The organism is Helicobacter pylori NQ4053, from assembly GCF_000274605.1.
Taxonomy (GTDB): domain Bacteria; phylum Campylobacterota; class Campylobacteria; order Campylobacterales; family Helicobacteraceae; genus Helicobacter; species Helicobacter pylori_CV.
The window spans coordinates 1-16,343 of sequence record NZ_AKNV01000006.1; the positions used below are offsets into that span (position 1 = coordinate 1).

At 38.2% G+C, this 16,343-nt stretch carries 13 protein-coding genes, 1 rRNA gene and 1 pseudogene; 6 read left to right on the forward strand and 9 right to left on the reverse strand.

The features are described 5' to 3' along the window. A 23S ribosomal RNA gene (locus tag AYS37_RS05140) occupies positions 1–712 on the reverse strand; the annotation flags it as partial. A gap of 1,039 nt (positions 713–1,751) precedes the next feature. On the opposite strand from AYS37_RS05140, the gene AYS37_RS05145 reads away from it, so the two are divergent. The 5 genes from AYS37_RS05145 (at position 1,752) to AYS37_RS05165 (ending at position 5,668) form a co-directional block, all read left to right on the forward strand. Then, positions 1,752–2,192 (forward strand): hypothetical protein, encoded by a 441-nt coding sequence (locus AYS37_RS05145; protein ID WP_000057817.1) that lies wholly within the window; start codon positions 1,752–1,754, stop codon positions 2,190–2,192. Positions 2,193–2,234: 42 nt separating this feature from the next. Then, on the forward strand, positions 2,235–4,037 hold the full coding sequence (locus AYS37_RS05150; protein WP_000421848.1) for a DUF262 domain-containing protein: 1,803 nt from the start codon (positions 2,235–2,237) through the stop codon (positions 4,035–4,037). Positions 4,038–4,186: 149 nt separating this feature from the next. Next, positions 4,187–5,107, forward strand: coding sequence for a hypothetical protein (locus tag AYS37_RS05155; RefSeq protein WP_000506790.1), 921 nt, complete (start codon positions 4,187–4,189; stop codon positions 5,105–5,107). A gap of 155 nt (positions 5,108–5,262) precedes the next feature. Further along, positions 5,263–5,481 (forward strand): type II toxin-antitoxin system HicB family antitoxin, encoded by a 219-nt coding sequence (locus tag AYS37_RS05160; protein WP_000906664.1) that lies wholly within the window; start codon positions 5,263–5,265, stop codon positions 5,479–5,481. Further along, on the forward strand, positions 5,474–5,668 hold the full coding sequence (locus tag AYS37_RS05165) for a type II toxin-antitoxin system HicA family toxin (protein ID WP_001114660.1): 195 nt from the start codon (positions 5,474–5,476) through the stop codon (positions 5,666–5,668). Before AYS37_RS05160 ends, AYS37_RS05165 begins: the two co-directional genes overlap by 8 nt. A 73-nt stretch (positions 5,669–5,741) precedes the next feature. Here AYS37_RS05165 and speA read toward each other — a convergent pair whose 3' ends face one another. The 7 genes and pseudogenes from speA to metG (AYS37_RS05195) form a co-directional block, all read right to left on the reverse strand. Continuing rightward, positions 5,742–7,589, reverse strand: a complete 1,848-nt coding sequence (gene speA, locus AYS37_RS05170) for an arginine decarboxylase (protein WP_001158550.1) — start codon at positions 7,587–7,589, stop codon at positions 5,742–5,744. A 14-nt stretch (positions 7,590–7,603) separates the two neighbouring features. Then, the gene (locus AYS37_RS05175) at positions 7,604–8,773 is read right to left on the reverse strand and encodes a glycosyltransferase family 4 protein (RefSeq protein WP_000233897.1); all 1,170 of its coding nucleotides are present in this window, start codon (positions 8,771–8,773) and stop codon (positions 7,604–7,606) included. 4 nt (positions 8,774–8,777) lie between these two features. Further along, positions 8,778–9,206 (reverse strand): hotdog domain-containing protein, encoded by a 429-nt coding sequence (locus AYS37_RS05180; RefSeq protein WP_001158293.1) that lies wholly within the window; start codon positions 9,204–9,206, stop codon positions 8,778–8,780. 16 nt (positions 9,207–9,222) lie between these two features. After that, complete coding sequence (gene cmoB / locus AYS37_RS05185) at positions 9,223–10,008, reverse strand: tRNA 5-methoxyuridine(34)/uridine 5-oxyacetic acid(34) synthase CmoB (RefSeq protein ID WP_000903872.1); 786 nt, start codon at positions 10,006–10,008, stop codon at positions 9,223–9,225. A 3-nt stretch (positions 10,009–10,011) separates the two neighbouring features. Further along, positions 10,012–11,031 (reverse strand): hypothetical protein, encoded by a 1,020-nt coding sequence (locus AYS37_RS05190; protein WP_001236441.1) that lies wholly within the window; start codon positions 11,029–11,031, stop codon positions 10,012–10,014. After that, positions 11,032–11,358, reverse strand: a pseudogene (gene metG, locus AYS37_RS09065) (methionine--tRNA ligase subunit beta); the annotation flags it as partial. Next, on the reverse strand, positions 11,325–12,977 hold the full coding sequence (gene metG, locus AYS37_RS05195) for a methionine--tRNA ligase (protein ID WP_001874687.1): 1,653 nt from the start codon (positions 12,975–12,977) through the stop codon (positions 11,325–11,327). The gene metG (AYS37_RS05195) and the pseudogene metG (AYS37_RS09065), both read right to left, overlap by 34 nt. Before the next feature lie 169 nt (positions 12,978–13,146). On the opposite strand from metG (AYS37_RS05195), the gene cfaS reads away from it, so the two are divergent. After that, a complete protein-coding gene (gene cfaS / locus AYS37_RS05200; RefSeq protein ID WP_000623811.1) occupies positions 13,147–14,316 on the forward strand; it encodes a cyclopropane fatty acid synthase in 1,170 nt (389 codons plus the stop codon). 9 nt (positions 14,317–14,325) lie between these two features. Here cfaS and AYS37_RS05205 read toward each other — a convergent pair whose 3' ends face one another. After that, positions 14,326–16,197: a mechanosensitive ion channel family protein gene (locus AYS37_RS05205; protein WP_001238030.1), complete on the reverse strand. Its 1,872-nt coding sequence runs from the start codon at positions 16,195–16,197 to the stop codon at positions 14,326–14,328. Positions 16,198–16,343 lie beyond the last annotated feature (146 nt).

Here is a 16,343-nt window from a genome sequence, read left to right on the forward strand (position 1 = left end):
TAGATCACTTAGCTTCGGGTCTGCAGCATCTGACTTGTTCGCCCTATTAAGACTCGCTTTCGCTACGGCTTCGCATTCGCTTAACCTTGCCAGATACCACAACTCGCAGGATCATTATGCAAAAGGCAGTCCATCACCCTGATAAATCATAGGGCTCTGAATGATTGTAAGCAGATGGTTTCAGGTTCTATTTCACTCCGCTCACTGCGGTTCTTTTCACCTTTCCCTCACGGTACTTGTTCGCTATCGCTCAAAGAGTAGTATTTAGGGTTGGAGAGTGGTCTCCCCGGCTTCAACCTGGATTCCTCGTGTCCTGGCCTACTCTGGATACTGCTACCTAAGAACGCCTTGTCGCATACAAGGCTATCACTTTCTATGGCTTACCTTTCCAGGTAACTCTGCTAAAGCGTTCTCTTGGATGTTGCAGTCCTCAACCCCGAATGCAAGCACTCGGTTTGCCCTTTTCCCCGTTCGCTCGCCACTACTTAGGGAATCTCGTTGATTTCTTTTCCTCTAGTTACTGAGATGTTTCACTTCACTAGGTTCGCTCTCTATTAAAGAGTAACTAATATCTCTATTAGTTGGGTTGCCCCATTCGGACATCTACGCATCAAAGCTCCTTGACAGCTCCGCATAGCTTATCGCAGTCTAGTACGTCCTTCATCGCCTCTCTTTGGCAAGGCATCCGCCATCTGCTCTTAAAAGCTTGTTTTAAATTTTAAAATATCCTTTAAAACCCGCCCTTTTATAATGAATAACGACAATTGCACGAATATTCTTCAGCGCTACCACTGCCTTAATGAATATAAGACAGAGTTATTGTAGTTTTACTTTACTTTTACATAGGCTATTAACAATGTTAAATCAAATAACTTCGTTTTCTTTAAAAACTTGCTATAATCGCTCTTGAATGTTAAACCCTTTAAGAAGACTAAAAATGCTTGATCCCTAATCTTTTTTGATCGCCAAGTTTAATCAGCTAGTGGGCTTTATATTAAAGCTTTTAGCTTTTAGAACTTGCTTGAGTGGTTTCAAATTAAAGAACTTTTAAAGCTTGTCTTTAAAAACGAAATGTAATTATAGACATGTAATGCTTAAAGTTTGCTTAAAGTTTTTGGAATGTGAAAGAAATTTTAGAGTTTGAAAGAAAATTGAGAGTCGGAAAGGAATTTTAGAGTTTGGAAGGAATTTTAGAGTTTGGAAGGAATGGATAAAAGTTATTGGAAATGATTGGGGAGTGATTGGAATTAAGGGGGTAGAGAATAAAGCTTTAAAATAAAACACATCATTAAATCAAACACATCGTTAAATTAAATCAAACATATCATTAAATAAAACAAATGCATCATAAAATAAAAACAAATGCATCACCATTTAAAATAAGATAAAAACGCATCATCATTTAAAATAAGATAAAACGCACCATTAACCATTGATTAAATACCACTAGATACAACACTCTAAGTCATCTTTTTTTACAAAAAAGGGGTAGAAATGGCATTCAATCATTCAACCATTCAATCATTCAACCATTCAATCATTCAATCATTCAATCACCCAAGCAATCAAGTAATCAAGTAACGCTACCATAACTTTTACCAAAACCGATTTAAAAATCTTTTACCTTTTATTATTCCCTCTATTATTAACCTTTTCATTAACCCACACCGCAATCTTTTTAAAGAATTTGATTCCATAAGCCCCATTTTTAAACCAGTGGGGCTTACAGAGTTAAATTCAAAGGAGAGACGATGGCTCAGTTAGAAGATTTGAAAGCGCATGAAAAATACAATTTGTTGTTGTGCATGGTTTCAGGCGCGTATAAAGGAACCATTCCAGGAAATGAGGATTTTAAAGAGTGGTGCGATGAATGCACTTTGACAGGTTTTCGTCCAAGAATGGGCAAAGCGGCTCAGCACAAGCATTTTGAACTCATGCGTAAAGCGGATTATATCATTGGCATTGTGAATGAGGATTCAACGACTAGAGGGACTGAAGTCCAACGGAGCGTTTTTGCCCTAAAGATTGACCATTACACTATTGGGATTGATGAAGAGGGAGCACTAAAGGTTGAGGGCGTTTGCACTCAAAAAGGGAGCCAAGAATACGAAGAATTAGTCAATAAAAACACTTGGCATTTCACGCACAGCACCCGACTTGGACAACCAAAATTGATTGAGCGAAAAAATTAAAGAATTATGGGTTTTTACCCATAAATTTATGAAAGGATTTTAATGGAATTGTTAAATTTAGACGGAGTGATTGAAAAAGGCGTGCTTGAAATCCCCAGCTATCAAAGGGGGTATGCATGGCAGGATAGGCAATTGAAGGATTTTTGGAACGATTTAGAGCATGTCTCTAAGCTGGGAGATAAATTCCATTACATGCATAGTTTAACCTTAAGAGAGACTGAAAATGAGCTTGAAAGCAGCGCGTTTGAAATCATAGACGGCCAGCAACGATTGGCTACAAGCCTGATTTTACTGGGTCTTTTAGCCAAGATTACCCAAAACAAAGACCCAAAGTATTCTTTAATCAACCTTGAACCCATTCTGTCCTATAAGTATTATGGTTTGAGTGAAGCTTTTAGGGCGATCACTGAAGAAGAAAAGGATCTGGAAGCGTTCAAAACTTCTTTTTACGCTAAAAATCTTATTGAGGCTTATGCATTTTTTCAAGAAAAAATCAGCAATACGCCCATTGAAGCGCTTGAAAAAATGTTTGACGCCCTTATAAAGAAAATGCTTTTTAGCGTGGTGGGATTGAACGATAACAGGATCGATCCCTTCAGCTCTTTTGAAACGATTAACAATCGTGGTAAAGATCTATCCACTCTGGAATTGCTAAAAAACCGCTTGCATTTTGTGTCGCACAAGATTTGCGATGAAGAAGATTTAGAAAATCTTCAACAAGAAATCAATGACACTTACACTAAGATTTATCACGATTTGAGGCAGTTTGAAGACGATGATTTAGAGAGGTTTTTAAAGCATTTTGTAGCGTATTATTATGGCGAGAACAGCAACAAGTTTAAAGAAAGGTTATTGGAAATGGAATTTGACGCCCATAAAAAATACGACGACCTATATGACGAATATGAAAAAATAAATGATTTGTTACTTTATCTTTCTTATTCTTCTAAGGTTTGGGTTTTTTTACACATGCCTAATGATAAAGAACTTGATAAAGAACTTGAGATTGAAATCACGCCTAAAATGCGCGGCTTGTTAGACAAGATGCGGCGCTTAAACGCTTTGAGTGCCAACGCTTTTCTGCCCTTATTGCTCTCTCTTTTAACCATCCAGCTTGCTGTAAGAAGTGGCAGTGAACGGCATTACACCACCAAAGAATTAGAGGGCTTATTAGAATATTTGGAGCGTTTCGGGTTTTTGATCTATGGGGTTGCTGGCAAGGATACGGCTAAAAAAGAATGGATTAGATTAGCCTTCAAAGCGATTCAAGCGTGTAGATTTTGGGGAGATAAAATAATCATTGAAGATCTCCCAACGCTAGAAAAAGATTTTTTCAAGGGAGAGCATAGTGGCTTAAAACTGCTTGAGAATAATATTAATTTTAATAATGCTAAAAAATGGTATGAGTGGAAAAATGCGCTGAATTACTTGCTTTATGAATACGAGCTATACCATAACCCTGAAACGACTCTGAATTTTGATAGCAGTATAGAAAGCATTGAGCATATCTTGCCCCAAAAACCCGATCAAGGCTATAGCGCTAAAGAAAAAAGTTGGGCTAAAAACCCCCATATCGTGCATGCTTTAGGGAACTTGCTCTTAATTCCTAAAAACGCTAACAGCTCTTTAAGCAACAAGCCTTTTGATGAAAAAAGAAAGGCATACCTGAAAGGCTCTTATAGTGAAAAAGAAGTGGCTAAAAACGCTTCTTTTGGAGTCGTGCAAATCAAAGAAAGGAGTGAAAAATTATTAGACTTTTTAATCGCTCGTTATCGTATCGCTGAATTGGTAGGTGAAAGCACCATTAAAGCTTTTAAAAACGCTCTTTTGAAAGACATTAAATGATGCGATCACTCAAAATAAGGGGGCGTTTGAAAAACGCCCACCCCACAACAAGGAAGAACAAGCCATGCCAAAAAGATAAAGAACATTAAAAAACATTGAACGGACAATTATAGCGGATTTTAAAACAAATTTTTACCAAGGAGTATTTTATGGGTTTTCAAAATGAAAATAAATTAAAACTAGGCGCGTTAGTCAAAGCCACAATCAATAACAAAGTGGTGGAGGCTAAAGTCATTAGCATTGGGTTTAATCGTGTAACCTTGAGGAGTCAAAAAGGCAACGAAGCCACATACGCTTTCAATAGCGATAAGTTCTTAAAGTGGTTCAATAAAGTTCCATTGACCGAGCATATGAGACTTCACGCTGAAAAAAGCGGAGAGGATTTGTTAAAAGGGATTAAAATCGTTACGAGCGGTCCGAGTGTTAAGGAAAGGACTTCAACTGCTAAAGAAAAAGAAAGCAAGTTCAAATTGGACTTTGATTTCCCCGATGATACCACTAGCCCTTTTATGGTCTTTGCTAACGCTTACGCTAACGAAAAAAGAAGCAAAAGACTTGGTTTGTTATTCTCGCCGATGAGTTATGGTGGAATGGGGTTTCAAGCGAGTTTGATTATCATTCATTCGCTTTCTTTTATGGCGGACTTAAAGCATCATAGCGATGCGGAATGGAATGCTATGATTGAAAACAGAAATACTGATGAGTGTTTCTTTGATACTTTCGATGATATGCTCATGGGTGATGTTACTCTATTCTGTAAAGTGATTGAAACTTATGCGAAAAAAATGAAACGACCTGATGGTAAGAGTGAGGGTGTAACTTTGGAAGAGTGGGCGAGGTTTTTACCTAGAAACAAAAAAGAGGCGAAATTTGTAGCGCAACTCTTATGCGATGGTGGTATCAATAAGTATGATTTAACATGTGCGGGCTTAACTCCTGGCGTTTTAGCCGATAATCTTTGGTCTTATGGTTTTAGAGATGAGGATTATGACGAGGAGGGTAATGTGATTAAGGAGAGGGATATTATCACTGGCGAGGAGTTAAATAATGCGGAGGGTAATGTAGAATAAACCCCCCCTTACTCTCTTGTGAGGGGTCCCCTTTTTTAATCTCTCTTTTATTCTTTTATTTTTTCTTTTTTCATTCTCCCCCTAACCTGTCCATTTAATTTTGTTTAAAATGTATTATGTGTATAATCATAAGAAATTCACTCAAAGGTAGTGCCATGCTTATAAACGCTGTCATAGAAAAAGATGAGAATGGGTATTTTGCTTTTGTCCCCTTTCTAAAAGGCTGTGTATCACAAGGGAAAAGTTATGAAGAAGCCCTAAGAAACATTAAAGAAGCCATAGAGCTTTATTTGGGAGATTTAGAAGCCGATGAGTTAGCTTTTCTTTCTAAGAAAAATTCTGTAATAGCACCCATTGAGATAGCTTTTGCCTGAATTGCCACGACTCACAGCTAAAGAAGCAGAGAAGCTATTATTGCAGAATGGATTTGTTTTCTCTAGGCAAAAAGGCAGCCATAGAATTTATGTGAAAGATAAGATCAGGCAGGTTTTGCCTTTTCATTCTGGCGAAATCTTGCACCCTAAAATAGTGAAAGAAATCATGGAAAATATCCTTAAATGAAATCTAAAGAAGTCTTAAAGATCTTAAACAATATAAAAACCCAACAAAAAGCGTTTTTAGTGGGTTTTTGCGTTTAAGAAATCGTGCGCAAATACCCGTTTTCGCTCAGCATGACATACAAGCGCCCCATGATTTCTTTCTTTTCTTCCATGTCCAGTTGGTTGTTGTCTTCAATTTTTTGCTTTAAAAGGCGCTCGATCTCTTTAGTGTCATAGTCCAAATCGTCTAACACGTCTAAAATCGTTTGGGCTTCGCAAATATCTTCCACTTCATAATCGCCTTTTTCATCAAAAACCACGCTAAATTCCGTAGGGTGTGTGAATAAATTGTGCTTCATGCCTAAAACTTCTTGATACGCTCCCACTAAAAAGAACGCTAAAAAGTATTCTTCTTCATCTATATCTATATCGTGCAAAAACAAGGGCTTTGTGGAATCAAAAGCGATTTCCCCATCGCTATCGCAAGTAATATCCCACAAGCTCGCGCTCCTGGTGGGCTTTTCATCTAATTTATTCAAGGGCATGACCGGGAAATTCTGTCTCAAGCCCCAATAATCCGGCAAGCTTTGGAAAAACGAGCAATTCAACAAATAGCGCTCTTGGACCTGCTCTTGAATGCGTAAAATATCGTTATGATCCTTAACATAAAGCAATTGCACCGCTTTTTTGACGATCAAATGGGCTAAAACTTCGGTATTGCTCCTGTCAATCAAATCAATATAACCCAAATCAAAAAGCGTGAATAACGACTCGGTGTGATCAAAACTATCATGCAAGTATTCAATGGCGTTTTTTTCATTGATATTAGCGAGCAAGTCTAGCATTTCATCAATCAAGGGGGGGTTATTACTTTCTTTGATTTTTAGGGATTTTTCATTGTATTCATGCGAGAACAATTCTAACACCGGGGCCACTAAAACGGCATGGTTAGCGGAAATGTAACGGCCTGATTCAATGAAAATATCCGGCTCGATTTCCTGCTTATTTTTCACAATTTCCCTCAATAAAAACACCACATCAGCGCTGAATTCCTCTAAAGTGTAGTTTTTGTCTTGGTGGTGCTTGTGCTGGGTGTATTCTACGGCTAACCCCCCTCCAATATTCACGCTATTAAGATTTTTAGCGCCCATTTTACGCAATTCTGCATACAAGTTACCCGCTTCTCTTAAAGCCTTTTTTAAGGGCGAAATATCGCTGATTTGAGAGCCTATGTGGAAATGTATCATGTGGAAATGCTCTAGTAAGTCGTTTTCTTCTAAAAGGCGCATCGCTTCTAAAACTTCAGTGCTGCTAAGACCAAATTTAGAATTGATCCCCCCACTCTTTGCCCAAACGCCAGTGCCAGCGCTGTGCAAACGGATGCGAATGCCAATTTTAGGGCATGCTACAAAATCGTTTTGTTTAGCCACGGCGATAATGGTTTTCAATTCATTCAAACCCTCAATCGTTAAAGTGATCTCATGCTGCATGCTTTTAGCGATAAAGCCAAGCTCAATCATTTCTTTGTCTTTAAAACCATTCACGGTGATAGGGGCTTTAGGGTTAGTGTAGCTCATCGCAATGATGAGTTCAGACTTGCTCCCGGCTTCTAACCCGTAATCCAAGCCCTTAGCCCCTTGCACTAAAGGGAAAACAAACGAGGGCATTTGATTGACCTTTAAAGGGAAAACCGCCTTAAAAGCCCCGCTGTATTGATACTCTTTAATCGCTGAAGAAAACGCATCAAACAGGCTTTTGATTTGTTTTTGTACCAAATGGGGGAATCGCACCAACAAAGGCCCTCTATAGCCCTTATCGCGCACGCTTTGAACGATTTCTAAAAGCGAGGGGTTTTTGCCATGACAAACTTTAACCAAGCCTTTTTCTATCTTAAATTCGTTATTGCTCCAAAATTTAATCCCATAATCATGGACTTCTTGCATTTTTTATCCTTTTATCACGATAAGGTTTTAAAGAGATGGGGGTTATTTTTAAAATCTCTGATCGCCTCTTCATAAACCTTTTCAATTTGAATGACTGAATTTTCTAAAGTGTAGTTTAAAGCGCTTTTAGCGTATTCGTTTTGCATTCTTTCTCTTTCAAGCTTGTTTTCTAACCACCAATCTATTTTAGCGCTCAAATCTTTAGCGTTATTAGGCTCAAATAACGATCGTTCATCTAGAGCGAATTGCCTGGTTGCGCTTAAAGGGCTATTAGCGATAACAGGCACAATCCCCACGCTAATAGCCTCTAAACACGCAATCGCTTCGCTTTCCACATTGGCTGTGTGCGCATAAAGGGTACAAGTTTTTAAAATCTCTAACAATTCATGGGAATTGACAAACCCAAACTCCGTTTTTACGCCTAGTTTTTGGGCTAAAAGTTTGATTTTTTTCTCATCAGGCCCTTTGCCTTTGAGCAATAATACAATGTCTTGCTTGTATCGGCTTAAAGCAATCGCCTTAATGAGAACGCTTTGATTTTTTTCATTAGAATAGCGCCCTACCATAGCGATTTTAAAGGGCGTGGTGTCAAAAAGGCTTTTTTGCGGGTGTTCAAATTTAAACATGGGATCAAAGCCGTTAGAAATAGCGTATTTTTTCCCTCCATAGTTGTATTTTTCTAATTCTTCTACAATGAATTTTGACGGGCAATGGATATGGTGGATATAGCGGTAATGCGAAGATTTAAACCACGAAAAAAGCATGGTGTTTAGCCAAGAAAACCACCCCAATTTCATGTTATAAGAAATATGCTCTGGCTGTAAATGGAAAGAGCCAATATAAGGCACTCGCATTTCTCGCGCGATTTTTACGGCTGTTTTTTCTAGCAAAAAAGGCAAATAAGTATGGATCATATCCGCTCCCTTAAAAGCCTTCCTTAAGATTTTTTCATCCGGTTTAGCAAAAAGAATGTGTTGTTTGTGTGAAATTTCTGTAACTAGGGGGATATAGCGCTCTTTAAGGTTGTAATACCCTTCTTCTTCACTCCCTAAATTATCCACATGAGGGGCAACCACTCTCATCACATGCCCTCTTTTTTTCAGCGCTTCAAAAAAACGAAACGCTGTCATAGAAGTGCCATTACTGGTGTCTTTAAAGCTATCCACGACTAAAGCAATAACCATTTAACTACTCTTCTTTAAAATTGAATTTAAAAGGCTTTTTATCAAACACCACGATTTCTATCATTCCCTCTAAAACCTGAATGTCTAACACAAACGCCTCTATTTTTATTTCAGCTTTTTTCACGCCATCTTGAATGACTTGTGCCTTAATGAGCGCTTCTTGATTCAATTCTAGGGGGGCGTAAAAATTGATGTTATTAGAAACCACCACGCTGTGTCTTTTATTCAACGCGCACAAGGCCGCATAATTGCACGCAATAAGCACAAACCCGGCATGCACAAAATTTTCTTCATACACCATGCTTTCATTGCCCTTGAAACGCGCATGGGCTATATCTTTTTCTAAAACGACTAGTTCAGTGCCAACGCTTGGTTTGAAATTCTTACAAGTCTCTAAAGAGTCATAATCCACATGAACGACTGATTCTTGCACTATCTTATCCTTTATTTTAACGCTTGCTTGGTTTAAGCATCTTAAAATACCCCCTCAAAGGAGCGTCATACCCCTCTAAAGTTTTAGAGTGATCTGTTTTATCCAAAAAATCTTCTAAACTTTGCCCCAAAATAAAATCCGTTTTACGCTGTTCTTTAGGCGTGGTCTTTAAAACGCTAAGAATCTCAAAATTTTCAAACCCCACCCTTTCGCACCACCCCTTTAGCGTGCTAACGCTAGGGATAAAATAAACGTTTTTCATTTTAGCATAAGTTTTTTTAGGGCAAAGAGCGATGTCTAGGGGCGAATCAATAATAAGCGTATCTAGCACCAGCTCCCCTTTTATCTTTAAAGCATGATACAAGGCTTTTAAAGCCTCTAGCGGGCTTTTTCTGTGGTATAGCACCCCTAAGCAAAAAATGACATCAAAAGCGTTAGGGTATTTTTCATGCAAACTCTCTACCCCTAAAGACTCATAAATGATCTTTTGTTCTTTATCAAAAAAGGGGGCTAAAAATTCAAATTGTTTTTTGACTAAAACGCCCGGATCAAACCCCACCAAACTTTTAGGCCCATGTTCTAGCATTTTAAACAAGTAATAGCCGTTATTGCAACCCACATCAGCCACAACCTTATCTTTTAAAGGAGTGGCGTTTTTGACTAGATCCCATTTAATAGAGCTATCCCATTCGCTATCAATCTTGATTTGAGAAATTTCAAAAGGGCCTTTACGCCATGGCCTTAACGCCATGATTTCTTCTAAAAGGGTTTTTGGATTGAATTTATCGTTACAAATGAGCATGACTTACCATAGCGTGGGGGTTTTTTTAAAAAGAGGGGGGTTTAAAAGGGATTCTAAATGATGAGAGCTAATCCCATAAATAAAAGCGAAATTAAACGCTAAATTTTTTAATTGCTCTTTTAAGTTGTTTTGAGTGGTGTAAAAATAAGGGTTATTTTTTTCAAAGAAAGCCGCGCTGTTTTTACGACAAAACACGACAATTTTCCCCCACGATAAAGTCTCAAGGGCTTTTTGAAGCATCATTTCAAACAATTCTTTTGAAGTCTCAGCAACAACCACCCTTGCCGTTGCGCCATAAGGGGCTATTTCTAAATTTTTATTCACAAAAAAGGGTTTGCAATGATCTAAAGCAGGTTCTTTCTTGCTTAAAAGATTCAAATCAAATTCAATTTGTAATTTTTCGCACAATTGAATGACTCTTTTTAAAGGCTCTAAAAAGACGCATGGCATTTTTAATTCATACTCTTGTTTTTCATAGACTAAAGCGCTGCAAAAAAACGATTGGTTGAGAACAATCAACCGGCTTTCTTTTAGATCGTCTTTCAAATCTTCTTTCAAGCGCTCTTGCTTGTAAAACAAATGAAGCCACTCCAATTTATCAAAAAACGCTATTTTACACCCCTCTATAATGAATAAATCTTCAAGACTCTCTTTCAAGCACCACACAAAATCGCTCACGATGATTTTAGAAGCGATCTCTAATTCTATGGGGCTTAGTAACGCCCCGACCACGCGCTCATTCAACAAGCAAAATTTAAACAAATGATTCAAAGAATGCTCTATATCTTTAAGCTTGATCCATGCCACATCCCTATCGCTTAAAGGATATTCTCCTGCGTATAAAATCCCATAAGCCCCTAACTCTAAAGCTTTAGGAATGAGCGCATGATCTTTAGCGGCAAATAAAGAGCCTTTTTGTACCTTATTTAAAGACAAAACAATAGAATTAAAATAGCTGATTGAGGGCGTGTTTTGCAATTCGCCCAAACTCAATTCTACGGCTTCATTCACCCCTAATCGCATTTAACTGATCAAACTTCCTGCGATTTTTTCTTTGGTAGGGCTGATTAAAGCCAAATTATCATTATCTCGCACCGCTAAAATCATGCCCTCACTCATTTCGCCCATAAGCTTTGCAGGTTTTAAATTAGCCACCACGCACACCATTTGACCTACCAAACTTTCAGGCTCATAATCCAAAGCGATCCCTGAGATGATCTGCCTCAAACGATTTTCGCCTAAATCCACTTTTAAGCGCAGTAATTTATTGGATTTTTCAATCCTTTGAGCTTCTTTAATAAGCCCCACTTTAATCTCTACTTTTTTGAAATCCTCAATGCCGATATAGTTTTCTTGTGTTGGTGGGGCTTTTTCTTTTTCTGCTTTTTTTTCTTTTCGTTTTTTTCTGTTTTTTCTGGTAGGGCTTCTTTTTCCACTTTTTCCATTTTACAAAATAAAGGCTCGGTGTCTTGTAAAATCATGTCTTGTAAATTTTTAGCTTTAAAAAAGCGTTCGTAATTATTGGGTGTGATTTCTACATGAAAAGCGCTCGCTAATTTCATAGCGCTCTTTGGCATGAACGCATAGAGCAAAAAGCTTGATTGCAACAGTGCGTTTGCGATCAAGCTCAATAAGGCTTCTAGTTTTTCTGATTCGTTGTTTTTGTGCAAAACCCACGGCTCTTCTTTAGCGATGAGTTTATTCAAAAAATCATAAATATTAAACAATTCCTCTAAAGCTTTATGCAATTGCATTTTAGGCACAAAAGAATTAGCGTTATCTAAAATTTGATGCGCTTTTTCTAGCTCTTTAGAATAATAAGCGGTGATTTTTGCGCTTTTTAGAGAATAATTGAAATATTTTTTAGCCATGCCTAGCAAGCGATTCAACAAATTCCCCAAATCGTTATTCAAATTCGCATTAATCCTTTCTACTAACGCTTTTTTAGAAAAATCCCCATCTTGCCCAAAAGGCACCTCACGCAATAAAAAATAACGCAATTCTTCAATCCCATACTCCATGGCGAGCTTTTGAGCGTCTAAAACATTACCCAAGCTCTTACTCATTTTCACGCCCTCTATCGTCCACCACCCATGCACGCAAAGCTGTTTGAATAAGGGCAAATTCAAACTCATCAAAAAAGCCGGCCAATAAATGGCATGGAAACGCAAAATATCCTTACCCACAATATGCCTAGCGCATTCAAAATGCGCCATTTTATCGTCTAAACCATTCAAATACCCTAACGCGCTCGCATAATTCAATAAAGCGTCTAACCAAACATACACCACATGTTTAGGATCGTTCATTTTTTTAGGCAAAGGAATGCCCCATTCAAAGCTCGTGCGCGTGATAGACAGATCCAATAAACCCTGCTCAATAAAAGAAGTTACCTCATTTTTACGATAAATAGGCAAAATCGCTTCAGGGTTTTTAGCGTAAAACTCCAATAAAGGCTTTTCATACGCGCTCAATTTAAAAAAATAACTCTCTTCTTCTAAAAGCGTGGTCTCCCTCAAGCAATCAGGGCATAGGACTTTATCGTTCGTGTTGTCCGCTTTAGAAATCGCGCAATAACTCTCACAGCTCACGCAATAATACCCGCTATAAGTGCCTTTATAAATATCCCCTTTTTCAAACATGATTTCAAAGGCGTTTTGCACGCATTTTTGATGCTCGCTGTCTGTGGTGCGGATAAAACCATCATAATCTAAATTGAAAAAATCCCACTGGTTTTTAAAAATCGCGCTAATGCTATCGGCGTAAGCTTTAGGGCTTTGATTTCTCAATCTCGCACTTTGTTCGATCTTTTGCCCATGCTCATCGGTGCCGGTTAAAAAAAAGACTTCTTCGCCTTGAAGCGTGTAATACTTCTTTAAAGTGTCCGCAATCAAAGTCGTATAAGCATGGCCAATATGAGGGACATCATTCACATAATAAATGGGGGTTGTGATCAGTGATTTTTGCATCTTTATAATCGTGTTACCTTAAATTTGTTTAAATCTCTTAATTTTAACATGCTTTTAAAAATTTAGAGAATAGAGGTTGAATTTATGCTTATTTGTGGGGTGTTTTTAGCTTAAAATTCATTATAATTAACGCTCAAAAAATTGAAAAATGAGTTCAAGGAATAGACAGATGATTTCAAAATTTTTGCTCAAAAGCATGTTCAAGCAGTGGAAAAACGGCGATTATCAGGTCGTTTTTTGGGATAATAGCGTTTATAGGAATGGCGAACATTCGCCTAAATTCACCCTTAAAATCCATCGCCCCCTGAAATTTAGCGATATTAAAAAAGACATGTCTTTGACGATCGCTGAGGCTTATATGGACGGCGTGATTGATATTGAAGGCTCTATGGATGAGGTGATGCACTCTTTGTATTTGCAAACCAATTATGAGCATTTGCACAAACATGATAACGCTAAAGCTATCCAAAAACCTGTCAAAGAAAGCTCCAACATTTCTAAACATTACGATTTAGGGAATGACTTTTATTCTATCTGGCTGGATGAAACCTTAAGCTATTCATGCGCGTATTTCAAAAAAGACGATGACACCCTCCATGCCGCCCAACTCCAAAAATTAGATCACACTTTAAAAAAGCTCCACCTAAAGCCTGGCGAAAAACTGCTGGATATAGGCTGTGGTTGGGGCTATCTCTCTGTAAAAGCCGCGCAAGAATACGGGGCGGAAGTGATGGGGATCACCATTTCTAGCGAGCAATACAAACAGGCTAACAAACGAGTCCAAGAGTTAGGGCTAGAGGATAAAGTAACGATCAAGTTATTGAATTACCAGGATTTAGATGGGCGCTTATACCGCTTTGATAAGGTGGTGAGCGTGGGCATGTTTGAGCATGTGGGTAAGGATAATTTGCCCTTTTATTTCAAAAAAGTTAAAGAAGTGTTGAAGAGAGGCGGGATGTTTTTGCTCCACTCCATTTTATGCTGTTTTGAAGGCAAGACTAACGCATGGGTGGATAAATACATCTTCCCGGGCGGTTATTTGCCCTCTTTAAGAGAAGTGATGAGCGTGATGAGCGAATGCGACTTCCACTTGCTCATGGCTGAAAGCTTACGCATCCATTACGCTAAGACTTTAGACATTTGGCGAGACAACTTCAACCACAATCTAGACCAAGTGAAAAGACTCGGCTATGACGAACGCTTTATCCGCATGTGGGATCTGTATTTAAGGACTTGCGCTTCCGCTTTCAGGGTGGGGAGCGCGGATTTATTCCAATTGCTCTTAACCAACAGCGTGGATAACACTTTCCCCTTAACCAAAGAATACATCTACCAATAATTGCAAGTTTTAGATTTTAGCCCCTTCTTTCAGGCTAACTTCTGGCAAACTCTCCACATACAAACTCTGTGATGGGAAAGCAAAACTCAAATGGTGCTTTTCTACAATCCCCATGATTTTTAGCATCACGTCTTCTTTGACTTCTAGCCACTCTTCCCAAACCACCGTCTTAGAAAAGCAATACACCAAAATATTAATAGAGCTGTCCGCAAACTGATCTAAAAAGACAAACAGATTGTTTTTATACCCTAAAAAATCATCAATAGAAACAATATCTTTTTTAAACATGTAGCGGTAATCGCTCGCGTTTTGCAAAGCGCTATCGGCTCCATTAGCGATTTTAGGGTGGTTTTCTAACATTTCTTTAATGTCTTTCACGCAAAGCTGTAAAGCGCTTTGACTGGAGCTATAAGTTAAACCTATTTCCATTTTAATACGCCTCCCCACTTTACGCCGGCTCCAATTCCTGATGGGTTTTCCGGCCAATTCTGAATTAGGCACGGACAAAAGAGCGTTGTCAAAGGCTCTGATCGTGGTGCGCCTTAACCCCATTTCCACCACCGTGCCCTCCACTTCACCGCACACGATCCAATCCCCTTGAGAAAACGAATTGTCTAACAATAAAATGACAGAAGCAAAAAAATTCGCCAACACATCTTTAACCGCCAAAGCCACCGCTAACCCCCCAATCCCTAAAGAAGCGATGATGGCTGAAACGTTAAACCCTAGTTGTTTCAAAACCCCTAAAAGCGCGACAATAAAAATCAAAAAATACACGACTTTTAAAATCAAGTTGATCACTTCTTTTCTAAAATTGTGCGTGCTTTTGGTAGCCATATTGGTAACCAACGCTTCCCCATAGCCTTTAAAGAGTGCTATCACTAACCATGCTAAAAGCATGATATACACCGCGCCCACCCACATAGAAACTTTAGGGGGCGATGCGTTAGGGTAGTAGAAAATGTCTAAAGCCACATCGCAACTGAATAAGGCCAAAAAGACAGAAACCGGCGAAACAATGCTGCTTTGCACATTGACATGCATTTTTTTATTGCGCTGCATGATTTCAAAAATACGATCTAATAATAAGGCTAAAAGCCAAGTGATCAATTTCCTTAAACCTAACAATAAGGCTAAAATCGTCAAAGCAAGCACAATCTTACTCACTTGCAAGCTATGGGTTGTGAAAGGCAAAACCTTGCTGATTTTGTTTAACACAAAATCCATATTCACTTCCATGATCAAGTTCTTGGGAAGCACTTCTTTAGGGTGGTTTTTAATGTAACGCAAGACTTCGGTATAAGTGTTCAAACGCAATTCATAATCGCTAAACATCTGCTCTAATTCATGCATTTTGACATTGTCTAAATTTTTAGGGAAAGTGTAGAGTTTGAATTGCCCTAAACGCAAAAGAAAAGCATCGCTGATACTTTCCACATCTTTTTGTTCGCTAAAAATATCAATACTGCTCCTGATTTTATCTATAAAACGATACAAAATTTCATCTATCAACAAAATATCTAAAGACAATCTATCTTTCATGAAAGTGTAGAAATCATCGCCCTTAATGCTTTTAGACAAACGCTTTTTGATTTTTTCCTGCTCTTTTAAATTTTGATTGATATCAATCCCGATCTTATCCCTTTCATTCAACACTTTAGAAGTCAAACTTTTAATCAAGTCGTTCTTTTGGGTGTTATACAGAGAGACTTCAGCACTTCTTTCAGGGTTTTTTTTGTAAGTTTCAATGACTTGATTGAGTTGGTTGATTTGATTGAAAATCAAAAACAAATCCACCGCATCTGTTTCATGCTCTTCAACCGCTCTCAAAGGATTTAAAAAGAGCGATAATACCAATACCCACCGCAATAATAAACGCATGCGAAACCCCACTCAAACAAGATAAAATCTTTCTCATAATTTCTAGCGATTATACCAAAAATTAGAAACGCTTCGCCCCATAAAGTTGGCCATGCAGTTTGAAAGCGCTTTTTATTTATCCCTAAAAAGCGGGCTTTATCCCAATT